Below are 21,951 nucleotides of genomic sequence, written 5' to 3'. Positions count from 1 at the left end.
ATGAAAAAGCAGTTGTTTATCCTCAGCCAATACTTGCTGCCGCACCACTTGCTGTCGCGCCTGGCCGGCTGCGTTGCCGAGTGCCGCGTGCGCTGGTTCAAGAACGCCTTCACCAGTTGGTTCGCCAAGCGCTACCAAGTGGACATGTCCCAGGCGCTGGTTGAAGACCTGACCGCCTACGAGCATTTCAACGCTTTCTTCACCCGTGCATTGAAAGACGGCGCCCGCCCGCTGGACCAAACCCCAGGTGCGGTACTGAGCCCGGCTGACGGTGCCGTCAGCCAGCTTGGCCCGATTGAACACGGCCGCGTATTCCAGGCCAAGGGCCACAGCTTCAGCGTGCTGGAACTGCTGGGCGGCGACGCGGCACTCGCTGCGCCGTTTATGGGCGGTGATTTCGCCACCATCTACCTGTCGCCGAAGGACTACCACCGCGTGCACATGCCGCTGGCCGGCACCCTGCGCGAGATGGTCTACGTGCCTGGGCGGATTTTCTCGGTAAACCAGACCACCGCCGAAAACGTGCCTGAGCTGTTTGCACGTAACGAGCGTGTTGTCTGCCTGTTCGACACCGAACGCGGCCCAATGGCGGTGGTGTTGGTCGGTGCAATGATCGTTGCGTCGATTGAAACGGTATGGGCCGGGTTGGTTACGCCGCCGAAGCGCGAGCTGAAAACCTTCCGCTACGACGAAGCCGCCCGCGCGCCGATTCACTTGGAAAAAGGAGCGGAACTGGGTCGCTTCAAGCTGGGTTCGACCGCGATCGTGCTGTTCGGGCCGGATCAGGTGAAGTGGGCAGAAGAGCTGGTGGCGGGTACGCCTGTGCAGATGGGCCAGGGCATCGCACTGCCGAAGGCCTGATTCAAAGCCGATTGAAGATCAAAATGTGGGAGCGGGCTTGCTCGCGAATGCGGTGTGACAGTCAATAGAGATACCGACTGATCTACCAAATTCGCGAGCAAGCCCGCTCCCACTTTGACCAGGGTGCTTCAGTTATTTCTGCTTACAGCTGACCGTCGCGGTCACGCAGGCCCAGCAGGTACAGCACGCCATCCAGCCCCAAGGTCGAAATCGCCTGCTTGGCCGATTGCTTGACCAGCGGCTTGGCGCGGAACGCCACACCCAAGCCGGCAATCGCCAGCATCGGCAAGTCATTGGCGCCGTCACCGACTGCAATGGTCTGTTCCAGACGCAAACCTTCCTTGTGGGCCAATTCCTTCAGCAGATCCGCCTTACGCTGAGCGTCGACAATCGGCTCGACGGCCACGCCGGTCACCTTGCCATCCACCACTTCCAGCTCGTTGGCGAACACATAGTCGATGCCCAGCTTGGCCTGCAACTGCTTGGCGAAGTAGGTAAAACCGCCCGACAGGATTGCGGTCTTGTAGCCCAGGCGCTTGAGTTCGGCGAACAGGGTTTCGGCGCCTTCGGTCAGGCGCAGCGAAGCACCGATGGAGTCCAGCACGCTGACATCCAGGCCCTTGAGCAATGCCAGGCGCTCCTTGAAGCTCGCGCGAAAGTCCAACTCGCCGGCCATTGCGCGTTCGGTGATGGCGGACACCTGCTCGCCCACGCCGGCAGCCTTGGCCAACTCGTCGATGACTTCGGCTTCGATCAGGGTCGAGTCCATATCGAACACCGCCAGGCGGCGGTTACGGCGGAACAGCGAATCTTCCTGGAAGGCGATATCAACATTCAGCTCCTGGGCCACGCTCAGGAACTCGGCGCGCAGGGCTTGGGGATCAGCCGGCTCGCCGCGCACGGAGAACTCGATACAGCCCTTGCCCTTGTCGGCCGGCGTGTCCAATGGCATGCGACCCGACAAACGGTCGATATGGTCGATATTCAGACCGTACTGCGCGGTGATTGAGCTGACACGCTGCAATTGCTCGGCCGTCACCTTGCGAGTCAGCAAGGTCACGATGTGGCGCTTTTTGCCCTGGCCGTCGACCCAGTGTTGGTAGTCCGCTTCGGAGACCGGGGTGAAACGCACCTGTTGATCCAGCTTATACGCCGTAAACAGGATGTCCTTGAGTACAGAAGACGCCTGTTCAGTGCTCGGGATTTCCACGAGAATCCCGAACGACAAGGTGTCGTGGATCACCGCCTGGCCGATGTCGAGAATGCTCACACCACCCTGGGCCAGAACACCGGTAATGGCTGCGGTGAGACCCGGGCGGTCTTCACCTGTGATATTTATCAGGACAATTTCGCGCAAAGCGCACCCCCAGGCTGGAAAAAAACCGCATTCTACCCACTTTCAGTGACCATCGGGCACAGGCAGCGCTTTGCCGGTTCTAGGCCTGTCGCTATACTGCGCGTCAACTTCACGGACCAAGAGCCGAGCGCAAGTGAACCGGCCCACGCCAGTAAAAACCGATAACTTCTTCCTGCTGATCTTCCGGGCACTGCGCCACCGCCGTGTACCGATCGCATTACGCATCGCCAGCCATAACGTGATCCTGGTCGCTCTGGCCTTGGTGATCTACGCCTGCGTGATGGGTTTGCAGTTCAAGCAGGCCATGCACGAGCAAGCCGACGCCCTGGGCGAAAGCTTGACCACCCAGACCGCCACATCGGCGACTGAGTTGCTGGTGTCCAACGACATCCTCAGCCTCAACGTGCTGCTCAATAACCTGACCAAGAACCCGCTGGTGGCTCACGCTGCTATCTATAGCGTGGACAACCGGATCATGGCCGAAGCCGGGCAGCGCCCGAAAAACGGCCTGCTAGGTGAAGCCGAAGGCCTGTATCAGAGCAATATCACGTTTCAGGACGTGAAAGCGGGCCAACTGCGTATCAGCCTCGACATGCAGCAATTCCAGCAGCCGATGACCATCAGCCTGCAAAGCATGGGCATTCTCAGCGCGATCCTGCTGGCATTGGCCCTGGCCTTGAGCCTGCGCCTGGGTCGGCACATCTCCACGCCGCTGATGCAACTGCGCATCTGGCTGCGCGACATCGACGAACACACCCCGGCCACCGACCGCCAGGATGAGATCGGCGACCTCGCCCGCCAGCTTCACGCCAGCTTCGCCCCGGAACCTGTCATCGTGCCAAAGGCTGAACCCGAGCCTGAATACGACGACACCGATTACGACGACGAGCCCGAGTTTGAAGTGCGCGACCTGCGCGATCCAGACTTTGACGAAAGTGCACCGGTGGCCGGTCTCAAGCCTGCCACACGCCAGGTGATCAAGGCCGAAGAGGATGAACTGGATGATGAAGATCCGTTCTCCGACCTGCGCGACACCTCGGCCGCCGCACCCGCTGTCGCCCCAAAGCCTGAGCCGGTGAAAAACACTGAACCGCAGCACAGCGCCGTATTGGCTGTGCAACTCGGTGCCCAGGACCAACTGCGCCGCCTGCCCCGCGCCCGCCTGACGGAATTGCTGGAACGCTACCGCGACTGCCTCGACCAGGCCGCTTCGCTTTATCAGAGCGAACTGCACACCCTGAATGATGGCAGTACGCTGATGCTGTTCCACAGCGAAGACAGCGGCGAAGACTACCTGACCAACGCCATCTGCTGCGGCGAACTGCTGCGCGCCCTGGGCCATGCCCTGCAGATGGAAGTCGCGGACAGTGGCATCACGTTGCAATTGCAATTGGGCCTGACGGTGGGTGACGATCTGTTCGGCATGAGCCAGATCGACCTGCTGCTGACCGAAATTGCCCAGGATGCACTGGCCTTGTCTCAACACAGCCGCAACCTGCTGCTGGTGGAGCGCAAGATCAGCGAAGATGCACTGATCCGCCAGCGCGCACGTATCCGCCCGATTGCCAGTCCTGAAGGCGCAAGCTGTGTGGAGCGGTTGATGGAACCGTACCCGTCGATGCTTGAGCGCCAGTTGGCGCGGATGCATGAGACCCGTACCAAGCCCTAAACAACACCGATGGATCAATGTGGGAGGGGGCTTGCTCCCGATAGCAGAGTGTCAGTGAGCACATGCATTGGCTGACCCACCGCTTTCGGGAGCAAGCCCCCTCCCACATTTGGTCTGTGCCAAGCTTCGAATCGCAGACACAAAAAAGGCCCGCTGAGTCAGCGGGCCTTTTTTGTGGGTCGGTTTCAGGTCAGAACCTGAACACTTCCATATCCGTACGAATCGGCGTTGCCATCGGCATCTTCGGCTTTCCCGGCACTGCCGGTTTGGCCTGAGCCGGGGCCTGCTTACGCGGTGCCTCGGCAACCGGCGGCTGATTAGCCAGCGGCTTGAGCGCCACCGACAACTGCTGCGCCAAATGCTGCAACAGCACGCCCTGGGCCTGAACCTGGGACGCGGTGGTGCCGGTGTGCTCTTCCTGCAGATGCACGATGCGGTTATCGCGCACTTGCCCACGACGGTCGATCAAACGCCACTGCGCATCCAGGATCGCCGGCTGCGAGGCCCCCGAGTCGAGCCGCGTAATCGTCAGCAACACCTGCACATCCGGTGTGAAGCCGGTTGGCGCCGGTGCAAGCACCACGCGCTGGCTGTCGAGATGGCCTGCAACCTGGCGCAGCATCAGTTGGTTGATATCGGACGACAAACTGCCCGCCCAACGACCATCTGTGGAACCTTGCAGGCTGCCGTCGTTCTGACGTTGCAGCAGGGTTTCACGTTGCAGGTAATCGGCAACGACGACCGGGCCAAGCAATACGGCCATACCCGCCGTTTGAGCGGGCTGAGCCGGACTTCCGCTGTCCAGCTGGTACAGCGACACAGGCTGGTGTGTGCTGCAGCCCGCCAGCCCCAAAAGGCCAGCGAGCATCAAAATTAAAGGAAGGCGTGGAGCAGTCATCATCCCATCCAGGTGGCTGCCACAAGGCGAACCACAATGTAATACTAAAAATAACCTAAACACGCTCGGCCACGCCGGCGCTGGAAAGGCCATATCATCCGTGAATATGCGCCCTGACTCCAGCGCCAAAGCGTCGATCTACGCGTTAAATCGTAGATCGAGGGCTCTAATCGGCGTTAAACAGGCGTTTCCACGAGCAAAGCATCCACTCGCTGGAAACCCCGCGGCAGTTTGTTGCCGCGTCGGCCACGCTCACCCTTGTAGTGTTCAAGGTCGTCAGGGCGCAACGACAGCGTGCGCTTGCCGGCCTGGAGCACCAGGGTTGAACCTTCCGGGATCACGGCGATGTCGGTCACGTACTCTTCGCGACTGGCCACACGCTCCCCGGGAATCCCGATTATCTTGTTGCCCTTGCCTTTGCCCAACTGCGGCAAGTCGCTGATTTTGAACACCAGCAAACGCCCCTCGGTGGTCACCGACGCCAGCCAGTTGCTCTCGCGGTCGTCCACGGTGCGCGGCAGGATCACCTTGGCGTTGTTGGGCAAGCTCAACAATGCCTTGCCCGCCTTGTTCTTGGCCTGCAGGTCTTCGCCCTTGACCACAAAACCGTAACCCGCATCGGAGGCGATCACATACAGCGAATCATCGTCCGGCAGCAGCACACACTCGAAATTCGCCCCCGGTGGCGGCGTGAGGCGCCCGGTCAGTGGCTCGCCCTGGCCCCGTGCCGATGGCAAGGTGTGCGCCGGCACCGAATAACTGCGCCCGGTAGAGTCGATAAACACCGCAAACTGGTTGGAACGCCCGGCCGCAGCGGTCTTGAAACCATCACCCGCCTTGTAGGAGAGGCCGGTGGCGTCAATATCATGCCCTTTGGCGGAACGAACCCAACCCTTTTCCGACAGAACGACGGTAATTTTCTCGTTAGGTAGCAGCTCGGTTTCTGTCAGAGCTTTGGCTTCAGCGCGCTCGACGATTGGCGAGCGGCGATCATCACCATAGGTTTCGGCGTCTTTGATCAGCTCACTGCGCACCAGCTTCTTGAGTTTGGCTTCGCTGCCCAGCAGGGCTTGCAGCTTGGCTTGCTCTTTAAGCAGTGCATCTTGCTCGTCACGCAGCTTCATTTCTTCCAGTCGCGCCAATTGGCGCAAGCGGGTATCGAGGATGTAGTCGGCCTGGATCTCGCTCAGCTCGAAACGCGCGATCAGCTCGGCTTTCGGGTGCTCTGCAGTACGGATGATGTGGATCACTTCATCCAGGTTGAGGTAGGCAATCAGCAAACCGTCCAACAGGTGCAAGCGACGCTCAACCTTGTCGAGACGGAATTGCAGGCGGCGACGTACGGTCTGCACGCGGAACTCCAGCCACTCCACCAGCAGGTTGCGCAGGTTTTTCAGCTGCGGCTTGCCGTCCAGGCCGATGATGTTGACGTTGACCCGGTAGCTGGACTCCAGGTCGGTGCTGGCGAACAGATGCTGCATCAGCACTTCGTGGTCGACGCGGCTATTGGTCGGGATGATCACGATGCGGCATGGGTTTTCGTGGTCAGACTCATCACGCAGGTCCGCAACTTGCGGCAATTTCGACGGTTTGGCCTGCATCAGCGCAGCGATCTGTTCCAGCACCTTGGCACCGGACACCTGATGCGGCAGCGCGGTGACGATAATGTCGCCATCTTCGATGTGATAAACCGCGCGCATGCGCACCGAGCCCTTGCCGGTCTCGTACATCTTCAGCAGGTCGGCGCGCGGTGTGATGATTTCCGCTTCGGTCGGGTAATCCGGGCCCTGGATATGCTCGCAGAGTTGCTCGACCGTGGCTTTGGGCTCGTCCAGCAAGCGCACGCAGGCGGTGGCCACTTCACGCAGGTTGTGCGGCGGCACGTCGGTGGCCATGCCGACCGCAATGCCGGTGGTGCCATTGAGCAGGATATTCGGCAAACGCGCCGGCAACACCAGGGGTTCGTCCAGGGTGCCGTCGAAGTTCGGCCCCCAGTTAGCGGTGCCCTGCCCCAACTCGCTGAGCAGCACTTCCGAATAACGCGACAGGCGCGCCTCGGTATAACGCATGGCAGCGAAAGACTTGGGATCATCCGGCGCACCCCAGTTACCTTGCCCGTCCACCAAGGTGTAGCGGTAGCTGAACGGCTGGGCCATCAGCACCATGGCTTCATAGCACGCAGAGTCGCCGTGGGGGTGGAACTTACCGAGCACGTCACCGACGGTACGCGCCGACTTCTTGTGCTTGGAATCAGCGTCCAGGCCCAACTCACTCATGGCGTAGATAATGCGCCGTTGTACCGGCTTCAGGCCGTCGCCGATATGCGGCAAGGCACGGTCCATGATCACGTACATGGAGTAGTTGAGGTAGGCATTTTCGGTGAAGTCAGCCAGCGATCGGCGTTCTACGCCATCTAAGCTGTCTGCGAGGATGTCACTCATGCGGGCCTCATCATTGTTTGGTCTGGCGCAGCAGCAATGTGCCGCTGCGCTGGGTAAATTCAAGTTGTTTCAATGCACTCATGCCCAACAGCACCTGTTCCCCGCCCAAGCCCGGCGCCACCAGCGCACGGACGTCCTGAAGGACGATATCGCCCAGTTTCAGGCGGTCGAGCTGGGTACGGTAGCCCTGACTCCGCCCATTGGCGGTGCTCAAGGTCACCGGCATGCCACGCTTGAGCCCGAGACGGTCGGCCAATTCGGCCGGAACCGCCACGTCGGTCGCCCCGGTGTCGAGCATAAACTCCACCGGTTGACCGTTGATCTGGCCGCTGGCAACAAAATGGCCTTGGCCGTTGCCGAGCAATTTCACTTCGATGTAACCCTCGTGCTGTTCCGAGGTCACCACGGCATTCGGGTTTTGCTGACGCGCTTCCCACTGCCCAAAAAACCGTGTGGCCAAAAACAGCCCCGCTCCCCACGCCACGAACATCAGCACACGTCCGGCGCGCTTGCCGGGCGGTTGTGCACTCATGGCTGAGCGCCCCAGCCACCGGCCGGCGCGGCAAAACGATAGACCATCGGCCGTTTTTCACCATCGGCACGAGGGCCGAAATTGTTGTCGATCCCCAGCCAGGCTCCGTCGGCATCCACCACCAGTGCTTCGGCCAAACCATAAGGCTGGGCATAACGCCGATTCGGCGTCAGGGTCTCGTCGGCAAACGACCAGCACAACTCGACTTTTGCAGTGACCGCATCGCGCCGGCAAATCTGGAACGCATTGCGTTCCAGCGTAAACAGCTTGCCGTTGAACAGCGCGAGGTCGGCAAAATCCTTGGACACGGCCTTGGCATGGGTGAACTGCACCGGCTGCACTTCCTGCCCGGCCTCGCTCAGCAACACACAAGGCCCCTCACAATCCCACACACTTTGCCCGCGCTTGATCGAGATCAAGCCACGTCGCTCACGCTCGGCGGCCAGCCAGATCTGATTGCCTTGCGGGTTGATCGCCAAGCCTTCGAACAAGGCATTGAAATGCAGCAACATGCCGCTGGCCCGTGCTTCGCGCACCATGCCCGGGGCGATTTTCAACCACTGCGGCGCACCGCTCACCGGCACTTGCAGCACTGCCGCATGGGCTTCGCTGACAATGTAGCGGTTACCGGCGGCATCGCAGGTGATGCCTTCAAAGTCCAGGTCACCACCGCGAATGAACGAAGCAGCCTTGGTGCGCGAGCGCAGCCCCCACGGTAAACCGGACTCCGGCACCGGCGGCACGTCGATCTTCAGCGTTTCGGCCTTCCAGGTCGGCGCGCTGAGATCGAGGCGGTAGATCTGGTCGTCATCGCGGTCGGAAACAGTCCACAGCTCTTTGCCACACAGGGCCAGGCCCGACAGGTTACCGCCGCGCATGCCGTCCACCGGGTGTTCGGACACGAGTTTAAGCTCAACCGCGGGCGCGGCGACTACCTCGGTGGCCGCCAACCCGCTCAACATCAGGATCGCCAGGGCGAAACCTGTGCGCATCAGCCCAGAACCTCGGCCAGGTTGCCTTTGGACTCCAGCCAGGCTTTGCGATCCGGTGCACGCTTCTTCGCCAGCAACATGTCCATCATTTCCGACGTGCCGGCGAAGTCTTCCAGGGTCAACTGCACAAGGCGCCGAGTGTTCGGGTCCATGGTGGTTTCGCGCAGCTGCGGCGGGTTCATCTCACCCAGACCTTTGAATCGTGTGACCTGTGGTTTGCCGCGCTTTTTCTCGGCGACCAGACGGTCGAGGATGCCATCGCGCTCGGCTTCGTCGAGGGCGTAGAAAATCTCTTTGCCCAAGTCGATGCGGTACAGCGGCGGCATCGCGACATAGACGTGACCGGCATCCACCAGTGGGCGGAAGTGCTGGACGAACAGCGCGCACAGCAACGTGGCGATGTGCAGGCCGTCAGAGTCGGCGTCGGCGAGGATGCAGATCTTGCCGTAGCGCAGCTGGCTGATGTCTGCCGCGCCCGGGTCGACGCCGATGGCCACGGCAATGTTGTGCACTTCCTGGCTGGCCAGGACTTCGCTGCCGTCGACTTCCCAGGTGTTGAGGATCTTGCCGCGTAACGGCAGGATCGCCTGGAATTCCTTGTCCCGCGCTTGCTTGGCGGAACCGCCGGCGGAGTCACCTTCCACCAGGAACAGCTCGGAACGCATCGGGTCTTGCCCGGCGCAATCGGCCAGTTTGCCCGGCAGTGCCGGGCCAGCCGTAATGCGCTTGCGCTCGACCTTTTTGCTGGCTTTGAGGCGACGGCCGGCGTTGTTGATCGCCAACTCCGCCAGGGCCAGGCCCAGTTCCGGGTGTTCATTGAGCCACAGGCTGAAGGCGTCCTTGACCACACCGGAAACAAACGCAGCCGCCTCACGGGACGACAGCCGTTCTTTGGTCTGGCCGGAGAATTGCGGCTCCTGCATTTTCATCGACAGTACGAACGCGATGCGCTCCCACACGTCTTCCGGCGCCAGCTTCACGCCGCGCGGCAACAGGCTGCGGTATTCGCAGAATTCGCGCATGGCATCGAGCAAACCCTGGCGCAAACCATTGACGTGGGTGCCGCCCTGAGCGGTGGGGATCAGGTTGACGTAGCTTTCCTGCACGCTGTCGCCGCCTTCGGGCAACCACAGCAGCGCCCAGTCGACCGCTTCTTTATTACCGGCCAGGCTGCCGCAGAACGGCTCGTTGGGCAGGCGTTCGAAGTCGCTGACGGAGTCTTCCAGGTAGGAGCGCAGGCCGTCTTCGTAGTGCCACTCGACCTTTTCGCCGGTGCCTTTGTCTTCAAAGCTGACCAGCAGGCCCGGGCACAGAACCGCCTTGGCCTTGAGCACGTGTTTAAGGCGGCTGATGGAGAATTTTGGCGAATCGAAGTATTTAGGGTCCGGCGCGAAGTACACGCTGGTGCCGGTGTTGCGCTTGCCGACGGTGCCGATCACTTCCAGGTCGGTGGCTTTGTAGCCATCGGCGAAGGTCATCTGGTACTCGTTGCCGTCGCGCTTGACCTTGACCCGCACCAGTGTGGACAGGGCGTTGACCACCGAAATACCCACACCGTGCAAGCCACCGGAGAACTGGTAGTTCTTGTTGGAGAACTTGCCGCCGGCGTGCAGCTTGGTGAGGATCAGCTCGACGCCCGACACACCCTCTTCCGGGTGAATATCCACCGGCATGCCGCGACCATCGTCAGACACTTCCAGGGAATGGTCGGCATGGAGGATGACGTGTACCGACTTGGCGTGCCCGGCCAAGGCTTCGTCGACGCTGTTGTCGATGACTTCCTGGGCAAGGTGGTTCGGCCGACTGGTGTCGGTGTACATGCCGGGGCGTTTGCGCACCGGGTCGAGGCCCGAGAGGACTTCGATGGCGTCGGCGTTATAAGAGCTAGCGCTGGGAGTGGCCATGGGGTCTCGTCGTGAGTCGTTCGATTAAAAAGTAACCTGCGATTCTTACAGTGAAGAAAAATCGAAGGATTGATACTGATCAGGGCCAATGCCGGCAAAGCTCAACATTGCCGGCAATTGCAGGGCGAACCCTTGATAACCATGGTCGCCACCGGCCTGGATGCGCAAGGCACAGGCTCGGTAATACTGTTGGGCGAGGCGATAGTCCAGTGTTTCATCGCCGGTCTGCAACCACACCTGATAACGCGCGGCATCCTGGGGCGCCGGGACTTCCAGCTCGGCCAGTGCCGTGACGTGATCGTGGGTCAATTCCCAGGTTTCATCGGTATAAAGGTTCTTCTGGGTGCCCAGGTAACCGTCGAACATCCGATGAGGGCTGACCGCCGGGTTGACCAGCAGCGCCTTAAGGCCATGGCGTTCGGCAAGATGGGTTGCATAGTAGCCGCCGAGTGAGCTGCCGACCAGCAGCGGCCGACCCAGCTGTGCAATGGCCTCCTCCAACTGGGGAATCGCCTGGCGGGGGTGGTGATGCAGGGCCGGCACGCGCAATTGGTCGGCCAGGCCGAGGCTGTCCATCACAGTCATCAGTTGGCTGGCCTTGTTGGACGCAGGCGCGCTGTTGAAACCGTGGATATACAAGATCGAAGCGGACATGCCGGGCTCTCCGTGCTTCAGCCAAAGAGGCGCAGTTTACAGGGATCGAGGGGGTGTGTGAGTCCCTCTATCTAAAGGACACAGAAGATCCACCGTGGGAGCTGGCTTGCCTGCGATGGCGGTGTATCAGCCACACATTTGTTAACCGGCATGCCGCTATCGCAGGCAAGCCAGCTCTCACATTTTGATCAGTGTTTACAGCTTTTAGTAGCCGTTGCTGCCGTAATCCACGGTAAAGGCAAAGCCTTTGACTCGCTCAACGCCAGTTTCCAACCGTCCGTCGGCGTGCAGGCGCAGCCAGCGGTAGCCTGGCGCTTGTTCGCTGACCTGGAAGTCTTCACTGCCCGGCGTGAACTGGATGCAGGTGGACGGCGAAGCCAGCAGGCGTACACCGTTGCGTTCGCGGTCGATCTCTTGGTGCACATGCCCCCACAGCACCGCCTTGACCTGCGGAAAACGGTCGAGTACGGCAAACAAGGCGTCGGGGTTGCGCAGCCCGATGGGCTCCATCCAGGCACAGCCGATAGGCACCGGATGATGGTGAAAGCACACCAGATGGTGCCGACCCGGCGCCTCACTCAAGGACTGGGCCAACAATTGCAGTTGCTGATCTTGCAGGTAACCGGGTACCGAACCGGGAACTGCCGAATCCAGCAGGGTGACGCGCCAGTTGCCGATGTCGACCACCGGCTCCAGCAGATCACTGTGCACGGCGGCGTGCGCCATGATCTGTGGCTCGTCGTGGTTGCCGGGAATCCAGCGCGCCGGCGCATCAATCGGCCGAGTCAGGTCGCGAAACTGTTGATAAGACTCAAGCGTGCCGTCCTGGGACAAATCGCCCGTTGCCAGCACCAAATCGATCTGCGGCTGCTGCTCGCGTACCAACTCGATCACCCGCTGCAGGCTCTCGCAGGTATTCATGCCCAGCAGCGTGCCGTCGGCCTCGGCAAACAGGTGGCTGTCGGACAACTGCACCAGCAACGCCGGCGCATCAGGGTTCAAGGCGGACACGCTTGGCAAGGCGCTCTCCCAAGGCAATCACAGGAAATGGACATTTGGCGCGATTATGCTGGGGCAGGACACAAAGAGGAAAGCGGAGGAAGCAGACGCAGTTCACATCTACCGCACGACTTCAAACTCGTGGCCCAGGGCCAGGCAGTGACTCAACCATTCACCGAGGAACACATTGAGCTGTGCTTTCTCATCGGGCTGGTGCATGAACACATTCGGGTAAGGATAGATGCTGCGAAAGCGGCGTGCATGTTCGGCGCTGATCACTTCGGCCATTCGCGCATCGTGATACACCTGCACTTCCAGCTGCGGCACCGGCAGCCACGGCAGGCTGTGTTCCTGGCGCACACGCAGGGTAGTGGTGTACGGGCAGTTGACGATCACCTCGAGGGTCAGTACGCCGAGCATCTGGTCGCCGTGGGTCACGGCAATGCGCCGCGCTTCGGGGGCGTGGCGCATGTCGGGGAGCAAGCGCATCAACCGCGCATAGTTAGCCTCGCAGGCGGCTTGCAGCCCGATCAGGTCGACTCGATAACGTTCCCGTGCCTTTACTGCCATAACCCCCTCACTTCCGCGCGATTAAGCGCAAGCCATTGCAGGGCGATAATGCTGGCTGCGTTGGAAATTTTGCCGTCACGCACCGCTTGCAAGGCATCTTCGAACGCCCAAGGGGTGACGCGGATATCTTCTGCTTCTTCTTCCAGTCCATGGACGCCACCCGCCCCGGCGCTGTCGCAACGGCCCAGGTACAAGTGGACGAATTCAGTGCTGCCACCGGGCGATGGAAAATACTGGGTGATCGGCCACAGCGCGGAGAATGTAAGCCCAGCTTCCTCCTCGGCTTCGCGGTGTGCAACCTCCTCCGGTTCTTCATCCTTGTCGATCAGGCCGGCGACCATTTCCACCAGCCACGGGTTGTCGGTACGGCCCATGGCGCCGACACGAAACTGCTCGATCAGGACCACTTCATCGCGCTGCGGGTCGTAAGGCAACACGCACACCGCGTCATGCCGAACGAAGACTTCGCGATTGATCACCCGGCTCATGCCGCCATCGAATTTCTCGTGGCGCAACTGCACGCGATCAAGCGTGTAGAAGCCCTGGTAAGCAGTGTCGCGCTGAACAATCTCGATCTTGTGCGGCGTCGACTTGGCAATGTCCGTCATGTCTGTCCTCGTTATGCCCATGCAATTCGCGCCATCCTAACGCGCTCCTGCCCGTTGGTGCAGCCCCTTTCCAGTTGCCGGGATAGACGGCGGACGTCAAACTCACTCTAATCAGCTTAGTGGCGAACTGACTGCCCTGTTGGCAGTCCAAGCGCTACTCTTTTCGCTTCCCATCGATTTCCGAAGGACACACATGTCGCTTTTAAAAGTCGCCTCCGTGGCCTGTATTGCCTTGACCCTCGGTGCTTGCCAGAGCCTGTTCCAGCCCAGCTACCTAAAGCCGCTGGATACCAAGCCAGACGCCTCGGAGCAGATCAAACCCGGCTGCAACAGCCCTGATTGTCCGCTGGTGAACATCGATACCGTGCACTTCCCCACCGAGCCGCAACTCGACACGCTGGTGGAGCAGCGCCTGCTGCAAATGACCCGCACCACACCCGGCGCCAGCGTGCCGCCGACGCTGAATGCCTACCGCGACAAGTTCCTGCGCGAATCGCCCGACCGCAACAGCATGTACTTGCAGGCCAAGGTACGTGAGCAGCATGACGGACTTGTGATCATCGAGGTGTCCAGCTACCTCGACACCGGCGCCGCCCATGGCGAGCCCGGCCGTGGGTTCATCAACTATTCACGCCTGCTGCACAAGGAACTGAGCCTGACCGACATGCTGTTGCCGGGCCAGGAGCAAGCGTTCTGGAATACCGCGAAAGTCGCCCACAACAGCTGGCTGATCAACTCGCAGATGGACCGTGACCCGGAGTTCGTGAAGAGCTGGCCGTTCCAGAAAACGCCGAACGTGGCCTTGACCAGCAACGGCGTGGTGCTCAAGTACAACGTGGCGACGATTGCGCCTTACGCATTGGGGCTGATCGAAATGACCATCCCCTATGCGCGCCTCACCGGCGTACTCAAGCCCGAACTGGCGCCCGCACGCCACTGAAGGCCCGGCCCAGGATGAACTGCAGCAATCCTGCCAGCACCAGTGCCGGCAGGGTTGCGCCGATATCCGGATAAAGATTGGCGAGCAGATGATACGTGCCGATGCCGCCCAACCAGGCCACCAGCGCAGGCCAGTGCAGGTTGCCAACCGCGCCTTGGCCACGGCGGCGCAGGATAAAGTGATCCACCAGCACCACGCCGAACAAAGGCGCAAACACCGAGCCGATCAGCAACAGGAAGTTCTGATACTGCGCCAACGGTGCGAAGCAGGCGATCAACGTGCAGATCACGCCGATAGCCAGCGCCAGATGCTCGACTTTCCAACGCAACAGAATCCCGCTGGACACCGCCGCCGAGTGAATATCGGCAAAGGCGTTTTCCGACTCGTCCAACAGGATCAGCAACAGCGGAATGCCCAAGCCTGCGCCGGCCAGGGCCAGCAACAGCGCATTCACCTCACCACTCGGCGCAAACGCCAGGGTGTAGGCCACGCCCAGGCTCATCAGCCAGAAATTGCCGATAAAGAAACCCAGCGCCGTACCGCCGAAGACATGTTTGGCGCGCTTGCCGAAACGTGAGTAATCGGCAATCAGCGGCAGCCAAGACAGCGGCATGGCGATGGCGATATCAAAACCCACGGCGAACGGCATCGAGCCGTCACCGGACTTGGCCCAGAGTGCGGCGAGGTCGGCCTTGGCGAACAGGTTCCAGGTCAGCCACAGGCAGGCGGCGAGCAGCAGCCAGATGCCCCATTTGCGCAGGATTTGCCGTACGAACGTCAGCGGGCCGCTGACCGCCAGCAACGTCGCCAAACCGCCGAAAAACAGCGTCCACAGCAAAGGGTTCGCCAGCAAGCTGCCTTCGCTGAACGCGCGCGTGCCCAACAAACTGGCGGCATCGCGCATCACGATGATTTCAAACGAGCCCCAGCCGATCAGTTGCAGCAGGTTCAGCAACGCCGGCAGGCTCGCGCCCCGGGCGCCGAGGCTGAGTTTAAGCGCGGCCATGGCCGACAGGCCGGTGTCGCTGCCAATCACGCCGACGGCGGCCAGTAACAGCACGCCGACCAGGGTGCCGAGGAAAATCGCCAGCAACGAGCCGGACAAGCCCAGGCCCGGCGCGAGCAAGGCGCCGGTTTGCAGAACCATCAGGCCGATGCCGAGGGAGAACCACAGGGAGAACAGGTCGCGGGCGCCGAAGACGCGTTTGTCAGCGGGCACCGCGATGTCAGGGGAATAGGTGCTGGGTTGAATGCTCAAGGGTGTTATCTCTGAGGGACACTTTGTTGTTTGTCAGATTGCCTTCGCGAGCAAGCCCGCTCCCACATTTAGAATGCATTTCAAATGTGGGAGCGGGCTTGCTCGCGAAGAGGCCGGTACAGGCGCCTACAATCCCGGATCAGACCTTCTTGTAAAGCTGGCTCCCTTCCTGCTTGAACCGCTGCGCCTGCTCGGCCAAGCCCTTGGCCACATCCACATCCACCGCTTCAATGCGCTGGTTGGCCGCGTACTCACGCACTTCCTGGGTGATTTTCATCGAGCAGAACTTCGGCCCGCACATCGAGCAAAAATGCGCGACCTTGGCCGAGTCCTTCGGCAGGGTTTCATCGTGGTAGGAACGTGCGGTGTCCGGGTCCAGGCCGAGGTTGAACTGGTCTTCCCAACGGAACTCGAAGCGCGCCTTGCTCAAGGCGTTGTCGCGAATCTGCGCGCCGGGATGCCCCTTGGCCAAGTCCGCAGCGTGGGCGGCGATCTTGTAGGTGATGATCCCGGTCTTCACGTCATCCTTGTTCGGCAAGCCCAGGTGTTCCTTGGGCGTGACGTAGCAGAGCATGGCGCAACCAAACCAGCCGATCATCGCGGCACCAATGCCCGAGGTAATGTGGTCGTAGCCCGGTGCAATGTCGGTAGTCAGCGGGCCGAGGGTGTAGAACGGCGCCTCGTCGCAGCATTCCAACTGCTTGTCCATGTTCTCCTTGATCAACTGCATCGGCACGTGGCCCGGGCCTTCGATCATGGTTTGCACGTCGTGCTTCCAGGCAATTTTGGTCAGCTCGCCGAGGGTTTCCAGCTCGCCGAATTGCGCAGCGTCGTTGGCGTCGGCAATCGACCCCGGGCGCAGGCCGTCGCCAAGGGAGAAGCTGACGTCATAGGCCTTCATGATTTCGCAGATTTCGTCGAAATGCGTGTAGGTGAAGTTCTCTTTGTGGTGCGCCAGGCACCACTTGGCCATGATCGAACCGCCGCGCGACACGATGCCGGTGACGCGTTTGGCGGTCAGCGGTACGTAACGCAGCAATACACCGGCATGGATGGTGAAGTAGTCGACGCCCTGCTCGGCCTGTTCGATCAACGTGTCGCGGAACAGCTCCCAGGTCAGGTCTTCGGCGGCGCCGCCGACTTTTTCCAGGGCCTGGTAGATCGGCACGGTACCGATCGGCACCGGCGAGTTGCGGATGATCCATTCGCGGGTTTCGTGGATGTGCTTGCCGGTGGACAAGTCCATCACGGTGTCCGAGCCCCAGCGGATGCCCCAGGTCAGTTTCGCCACTTCTTCTTCAATGGACGAACCCAGGGCGCTGTTGCCGATGTTGCCGTTGATCTTCACCAGGAAGTTACGGCCGATGATCATCGGTTCCAGTTCGGTGTGGTTGATGTTGGCCGGGATAATCGCGCGGCCACGGGCGATTTCTTCGCGGACGAATTCGGGGGTGATGATTTTTGGCACGCTGGCGCCGAAACTGTGGCCGGCATGTTGCTGGTCGAGCAGGCCACTGGCGCGGGCTTCTTCAAGCTTCATGTTTTCGCGGATGGCGACGTATTCCATCTCGGCGGTGATGATGCCTTTGCGCGCGTAGTGCATCTGCGTGACGTTGGCGCCGGCCTTCGCGCGGCGCGGGTTCTTCACGTGGGCAAAGCGCAGGGCCGTAAGCTCGGCATCGCTGAGGCGCTGCTGGCCGAAGTGCGAGCTCAAGCCGGACAGGCGCTCGGTGTCGCCACGTACTTCGATCCACGGCGAACGTACATCGCCCAGGCCTTTGCGCACGTCGATGATGACGTTGGGGTCGGTATACGGGCCGGAGGTGTCGTACACCACCACGGGCGCGTTGATCTCACCGCCGAAATCGGTGGGGGTCACGTCCAGGCTGATTTCACGCATCGGCACACGAATGTCCGGGCGAGTGCCTTGCACGTAGATTTTTTGCGAGCGGGTAAACGGCTGCACGGAGCCGGAGTCGACCTTGGCCGATTCACTCAGGTGCACGGTGTTTTTTAATTTTGTAGTCATCACGGGCTCTCCAACTATCCAGGCGGTGGATTTTTGTCGGAGCGAACCTGGGACGGATGGACGCACTGAAAGCAGTGCTGTGCAAGGCACGAGGGCTGTTCGATTGTCGAACAACATCCCGGACGAAGCACAAGAGGACTCGCCGGGTGACGAGAAATCTTGTTCCCTACGCAGGCGCTAACCTGATCAGGTTCAACGGGATCCGGTATTTACCGATCTCAGCCTTCCAACAAGGCACCCCGACAAGAACGCGGCCAGTCTAGACCATGGCGTGGGCAAATTGCCAATAGCGGTGCATTCAGCGTGATGAATGGCGTGATTGCGGGATTGTTGCGCCGGGTCAGCCCCACTACACTCGGGGGCTGCCACAATGCTTGACGCCAGGAATGGCAAAACTTAGCCTTGGGCGCTAAATTATCGCCGTAATATTCACACTAGGGATCGCCTCATGCTGCGCAAACTTTCACTGGCTCTTGCCGTGTCTTGTGCGACCAATGGAATGGTCTGGGCAGCTGAAGCGCCCTTGTCCGCGAAAACCGATTTGGTCAGCGTCTACCAGGAAGCGGTGAACAACAACGCCGACCTGGCCGCCGCCCGCGCTCAATATGGCGCGCAAAAAGAAGTGGTGCCCCAGGCTCGCGCTGGCTTGCTGCCCAACCTCTCGGCCGGCGCCGACAGCAATAACGTGCGCACCCAGATCGCCCAACCGGCGGCCACCGCCAATCGTGACGCGCATTCCTGGCGTGCAACCCTGAGCCAGCCGCTGTTCCGCGCCGATCGCTGGTTCCAGTTGCAAGCCGCCGAAGCCGTCAACGAGCAAGCCTCGCTGCAACTCTCTGCCACCGAGCAGAACCTGATCCTGCAAAGCGCCGAAAACTACTTCGCCGTGCTGCGCGCCCAGGACAACCTGGCGTCGACCAAGGCCGAAGAAAACGCCTTCAAGCGCCAGCTCGACCAGTCCAACGAGCGCTTTGATGTGGGCCTGTCGGACAAGACCGACGTGCTGCAATCCCAGGCCAGTTACGACACCGCCCGCGCCAACCGCATCGTCGCCCAGCGCCAGGTGGACGACGCCTTCGAAGCGTTGATCACCCTGACCAACCGTCAGTACAACGCGATCCAGGGCGTCGTGCACACACTGCCGGTGCTGCCACCGGCGCCGAATGACGCCAAGGCCTGGGTTGAAACCGCCGGTCGCCAGAACCTCAACCTGCTGGCCAGCAACTACGCGGTGACCGCTGCCGAAGAAACCCTGAGACAGCGCAAGGCCGGCCACTTGCCGACCCTCGACGCCGTGGCGCAATACGAAAAGGGTGACAACGACGCACTGGGTTTCAGCAACCCTAACCAACTGCCGGTGCCCTATGGTGGCGATGTGTCCCAGCGCACCATCGGCTTGCGCCTGAACATCCCGATCTACAGTGGCGGCCTCACCAGTTCACAAGTGCGCGAATCCTATTCGCGCCTCGATCAAACCGAACAGCAACGCGAAGGCCTGCGTCGCCAGGTGGTGGAAAACACCCGCAATCTGCATCGTGCGGTGAATACCGATGTGGAACAGGTGCAGGCGCGTCGCCAGTCGATTATCTCTAACCAGAGCGCGGTGGAAGCCACGGAAATCGGCTATCAGGTGGGCACGCGCAACATCGTCGATGTACTGGATTCACAGCGCCAGCTCTACGCGTCGGTGCGCAACTACAACAACAGCCGCTACGACTACATCCTCGACAACCTGCGCTTGAAGCAGGCCGCGGGCACGCTCAGCCCAGGTGACTTGCAGGACCTGACGCGTTACCTCAAGGCTGACTACAACCCGGACAAGGACTTCCTGCCGCCGGACCTGGCCAAAGCCGCCGCCGAGCAGCTCAAGGCCCGCCCAGGCTACTGAGCACAGCACAAAACCAATGTGGGAGCTGGCTTGCCAGCGATAGCATCACCTCGGTCTACCTGATGGACCGAGGCGTTTGCATCGCAGGCAAGCCAGCTCCCACATTTGGATCAGCGTTGAATCAGTCTGTCCAGGCCATCCAGCAAACGCTTGAGCGCGCCCTGGTTGGCCTGCATCACCGCGAGCCCCGCCTGCGCCATCTTGCAGGCGTCCTGCGGCAGTTCGAACAGTTGCCGCACCGCCTCGGCTAATCCCTCAGCATCATCCACCTCACGCAACGCCCCGGCGTCGCGCATCATCGCGCTGATTTCGAGGAAGTTGAACAGGTGCGGCCCCATGATCACAGGCTTGCCCAACGCGGCCGGCTCCAGCGGATTATGCCCACCGGTCGCCACCAGGCTGCCGCCGACAAACGCACTGTCGGCCAGGGCATAGAGAAACAGCAGCTCGCCCATGGTGTCGCCGAGCAGCACCGAGGTGTGCGCGGTAACGGCTTCACCGCTGGAGCGGCGTACCGTGGCAAACCCTTGTTGCCCACACAGCTCGAACATCGGGCCGAAACGTTCCTGATGTCGCGGTACCAATATCAGCAGCGCGTTGGGATAACTTTCGAGCAGTTGGCGATGGGCGGCCAGTACCACGTCGTCCTCGCCTTCATGGGTGCTGGCGGCGATCCACACCGGGCGCTCACTGGCGCCCCACTGCTCGCGCAAGGCCGCAGCACGCACCGGCAGCTCGGGGTCGATGGTCAGGTCGAACTTGATCGAGCCGGTGACTTCGACCGTTTCCGGGCGCGCACCCAAGCTCAGAAAACGCTGGGCTTCGGTGTGGGTCTGCACCGCGAACAGGCTCATTTCAGACAGCATCGGCGCGGTCAGCTTGGCGAAACGCGCATAGCCCTTGGCCGAACGCGCCGATAGGCGCGCATTGGCCAGCGCCACTGGAATACCGCGTTGTGTGCAGGCGTGGATGTGGTTGGGCCACAACTCGGTTTCCATGATCACCGCCAGCTTGGGCTGCACGCGATCAAGAAAACGCTTGGCCGCGCAAGGCAGGTCATAGGGCAAATAGCAGTGCTGAATGCGCGGCTCATTGGCGAACAGCGCCTGGATGCGCTCGGAGCCGGTAGGCGTCATGCAGGTCACCGTGATCGGCAGCGTGGGATGGCGCGCCATCAGCCCACGGATCATTGGCGCAGCGGCAATGCTTTCGCCCACCGACACCGCATGCACCCAGATCCCGCCCGGCTGCATCACCGGCAAACCATAGGAAAAACGCTCGCCGACACGCTTGGCATAGGCCGGCGCCTTGCGCGCACGCAGCCACAGACGTAAAGCCACCAACGGCAGCGCCAGGTAAAACAGACAGCTGTAGAGAGTTCTATTCATGGCGGCGGAGTTTATCGGCTTTTTCAGTCAATCGCCTGCAAGCACTCGGCAAATCGTTCAGTCAGGAAACGCGCTGCAGGGCCGAGGTGCTCGTCACGACGCCAGACCAGTTCCACCACCAGCGCGGGCGGCGTCCATTCGCTGTTCAATTCCACCATTTGTTGGTGGTAGGTCGGGTACTGCACGATATGCCGAGGCAACCAGGCCCAGCCCAGGCCACTCATCAGCCATTCGGCCAACACGTAGAAACTGTCGGCACGCCACACCAGCGGGCTGGCGGCTTCGCTGCCGGGGTAGACACTGGTCTGGGTCGACATCAGCAACTGGCGATACTGCGCCAGGCGCTGGCAGTCCACATACTCGTCCTTGGCCAACGGGTGGTTCACGCCGCACACCGTGACCATTTCCACACTGCCCACCACCCGACGCTCAAGGGCCTCGGGCATCTGGTCGTGATAGAACAACAGGCCCAGGTCGGCTTTACGCTCCACCAGCTTGCGCGCCACATCGCCTTGCGCGGCGCTGGACAGCTGCACTTCCAGGAGTGGAAATTGCACGGCAAGCGCCTCAAGGCTATCGAGTACCGGCTGGTACAACATGGCTTCATCCTGGGCCAGGCGCAGACAGGCTTCCTCGCCGCGCGTCAGTGACAGCGCCCGGCCATTGAGCCGTTCGCACTGGCGCAGCACCTCGCGTGCCTCCTCCAGCAATACGCTGCCAGCTTCGGTCAGGCGCGGCTGGCGGCCGCTGCTACGCTCAAACAGGCTGAGCCCCAAATCAGCCTCCAACAAGGCAATTGCGTTGCTCACCGCCGATTGCGCCTTGCGCTCGCCGCGCGCTACAGCCGAGAACGAACGCTGCTCGGCGACGCTCACAAATAGACGCATCTGCTCCAGATTCCACTGCACGCTCATGGCTAGCCCATCTTTAATTCGGATAGGTAATGACTTTATCTCATCTTCT

Annotated in this window: 18 protein-coding genes and 1 riboswitch; of the genes, 4 read left to right on the top strand and 14 right to left on the bottom strand. The window is 61.1% G+C overall.

The window, feature by feature from the left end:
- Positions 1–861, top strand: coding sequence for an archaetidylserine decarboxylase (gene asd, locus A7J50_RS02465; protein WP_064450395.1), 861 nt, complete (start codon positions 1–3; stop codon positions 859–861).
- A gap of 142 nt (positions 862–1,003) precedes the next feature.
- Here the strand turns inward: asd and serB are convergent, their stop codons facing one another.
- Entirely contained in the window at positions 1,004–2,218 is a 1,215-nt protein-coding gene (serB, locus tag A7J50_RS02460) for a phosphoserine phosphatase SerB (protein WP_064450394.1), read from the bottom strand.
- Positions 2,219–2,351: 133 nt separating this feature from the next.
- Between serB and A7J50_RS02455 the strand changes: the two genes are divergently transcribed.
- Positions 2,352–3,887, top strand: coding sequence for an AhpA/YtjB family protein (locus A7J50_RS02455; RefSeq protein WP_064450393.1), 1,536 nt, complete (start codon positions 2,352–2,354; stop codon positions 3,885–3,887).
- A 190-nt stretch (positions 3,888–4,077) separates the two neighbouring features.
- Here A7J50_RS02455 and A7J50_RS02450 read toward each other — a convergent pair whose 3' ends face one another.
- From A7J50_RS02450 to A7J50_RS02410, 9 genes are all read right to left on the bottom strand, one after another.
- Positions 4,078–4,788, bottom strand: coding sequence for a PqiC family protein (locus A7J50_RS02450; RefSeq protein WP_064450392.1), 711 nt, complete (start codon positions 4,786–4,788; stop codon positions 4,078–4,080).
- Between the two features lie 173 nt (positions 4,789–4,961).
- Entirely contained in the window at positions 4,962–7,226 is a 2,265-nt protein-coding gene (gene parC, locus A7J50_RS02445; protein ID WP_053254034.1) for a DNA topoisomerase IV subunit A, read from the bottom strand.
- Positions 7,227–7,236: 10 nt separating this feature from the next.
- Positions 7,237–7,758 carry a retropepsin-like aspartic protease family protein gene (locus A7J50_RS02440; RefSeq protein WP_064450391.1) on the bottom strand — a complete coding sequence of 174 codons (522 nt, stop codon included), beginning with the start codon at positions 7,756–7,758 and terminating at the stop codon, positions 7,237–7,239.
- A complete protein-coding gene (locus tag A7J50_RS02435; RefSeq protein WP_064450390.1) occupies positions 7,755–8,750 on the bottom strand; it encodes an esterase-like activity of phytase family protein in 996 nt (331 codons plus the stop codon). The genes A7J50_RS02440 and A7J50_RS02435 overlap by 4 nt, the downstream gene beginning before the upstream one ends.
- Positions 8,750–10,654 carry a DNA topoisomerase IV subunit B gene (parE, locus tag A7J50_RS02430; RefSeq protein WP_064450389.1) on the bottom strand — a complete coding sequence of 635 codons (1,905 nt, stop codon included), beginning with the start codon at positions 10,652–10,654 and terminating at the stop codon, positions 8,750–8,752. Before parE ends, A7J50_RS02435 begins: the two co-directional genes overlap by 1 nt.
- Positions 10,655–10,699: 45 nt before the next feature.
- On the bottom strand, positions 10,700–11,308 hold the full coding sequence (locus A7J50_RS02425) for a YqiA/YcfP family alpha/beta fold hydrolase (protein ID WP_064450388.1): 609 nt from the start codon (positions 11,306–11,308) through the stop codon (positions 10,700–10,702).
- A gap of 204 nt (positions 11,309–11,512) precedes the next feature.
- The gene (cpdA, locus tag A7J50_RS02420) at positions 11,513–12,328 is read right to left on the bottom strand and encodes a 3',5'-cyclic-AMP phosphodiesterase (protein WP_064450387.1); all 816 of its coding nucleotides are present in this window, start codon (positions 12,326–12,328) and stop codon (positions 11,513–11,515) included.
- A 99-nt stretch (positions 12,329–12,427) separates the two neighbouring features.
- On the bottom strand, positions 12,428–12,877 hold the full coding sequence (locus A7J50_RS02415; RefSeq protein WP_017138485.1) for a DUF1249 domain-containing protein: 450 nt from the start codon (positions 12,875–12,877) through the stop codon (positions 12,428–12,430).
- Positions 12,868–13,485, bottom strand: coding sequence for an NUDIX domain-containing protein (locus A7J50_RS02410; protein WP_064450386.1), 618 nt, complete (start codon positions 13,483–13,485; stop codon positions 12,868–12,870). The genes A7J50_RS02415 and A7J50_RS02410 overlap by 10 nt, the downstream gene beginning before the upstream one ends.
- A gap of 193 nt (positions 13,486–13,678) precedes the next feature.
- Between A7J50_RS02410 and A7J50_RS02405 the strand changes: the two genes are divergently transcribed.
- Positions 13,679–14,425, top strand: coding sequence for an RsiV family protein (locus tag A7J50_RS02405; RefSeq protein WP_064450385.1), 747 nt, complete (start codon positions 13,679–13,681; stop codon positions 14,423–14,425).
- On the opposite strand, the gene cytX is transcribed toward A7J50_RS02405, so the two are convergent.
- Positions 14,394–15,683 carry a putative hydroxymethylpyrimidine transporter CytX gene (cytX, locus tag A7J50_RS02400; RefSeq protein WP_064450384.1) on the bottom strand — a complete coding sequence of 430 codons (1,290 nt, stop codon included), beginning with the start codon at positions 15,681–15,683 and terminating at the stop codon, positions 14,394–14,396. The genes A7J50_RS02405 and cytX overlap by 32 nt on opposite strands.
- Before the next feature lie 139 nt (positions 15,684–15,822).
- The gene (gene thiC / locus A7J50_RS02395; protein ID WP_064450383.1) at positions 15,823–17,712 is read right to left on the bottom strand and encodes a phosphomethylpyrimidine synthase ThiC; all 1,890 of its coding nucleotides are present in this window, start codon (positions 17,710–17,712) and stop codon (positions 15,823–15,825) included.
- Between the two features lie 146 nt (positions 17,713–17,858).
- A riboswitch (TPP riboswitch) is annotated at positions 17,859–17,964 on the bottom strand.
- Between the two features lie 196 nt (positions 17,965–18,160).
- On the opposite strand from thiC, the gene A7J50_RS02390 reads away from it, so the two are divergent.
- Positions 18,161–19,600: a TolC family outer membrane protein gene (locus A7J50_RS02390; RefSeq protein ID WP_064450382.1), complete on the top strand. Its 1,440-nt coding sequence runs from the start codon at positions 18,161–18,163 to the stop codon at positions 19,598–19,600.
- A 110-nt stretch (positions 19,601–19,710) separates the two neighbouring features.
- On the opposite strand, the gene waaA is transcribed toward A7J50_RS02390, so the two are convergent.
- Together waaA and A7J50_RS02380 are read right to left on the bottom strand one after the other, a co-directional pair.
- Positions 19,711–20,988 (bottom strand): lipid IV(A) 3-deoxy-D-manno-octulosonic acid transferase, encoded by a 1,278-nt coding sequence (gene waaA / locus A7J50_RS02385; RefSeq protein WP_064450381.1) that lies wholly within the window; start codon positions 20,986–20,988, stop codon positions 19,711–19,713.
- Between the two features lie 23 nt (positions 20,989–21,011).
- A complete protein-coding gene (locus A7J50_RS02380; RefSeq protein ID WP_064450380.1) occupies positions 21,012–21,902 on the bottom strand; it encodes a LysR family transcriptional regulator in 891 nt (296 codons plus the stop codon).
- Between the last annotated feature and the right edge of the window lie 49 nt (positions 21,903–21,951).

This window comes from Pseudomonas antarctica, assembly GCF_001647715.1.
Taxonomy (GTDB): domain Bacteria; phylum Pseudomonadota; class Gammaproteobacteria; order Pseudomonadales; family Pseudomonadaceae; genus Aquipseudomonas; species Aquipseudomonas antarctica_A.
The sequence above is the reverse complement of the archived record's forward strand: the minus strand, read 5'-3'. Positions and strand labels throughout refer to the sequence as shown.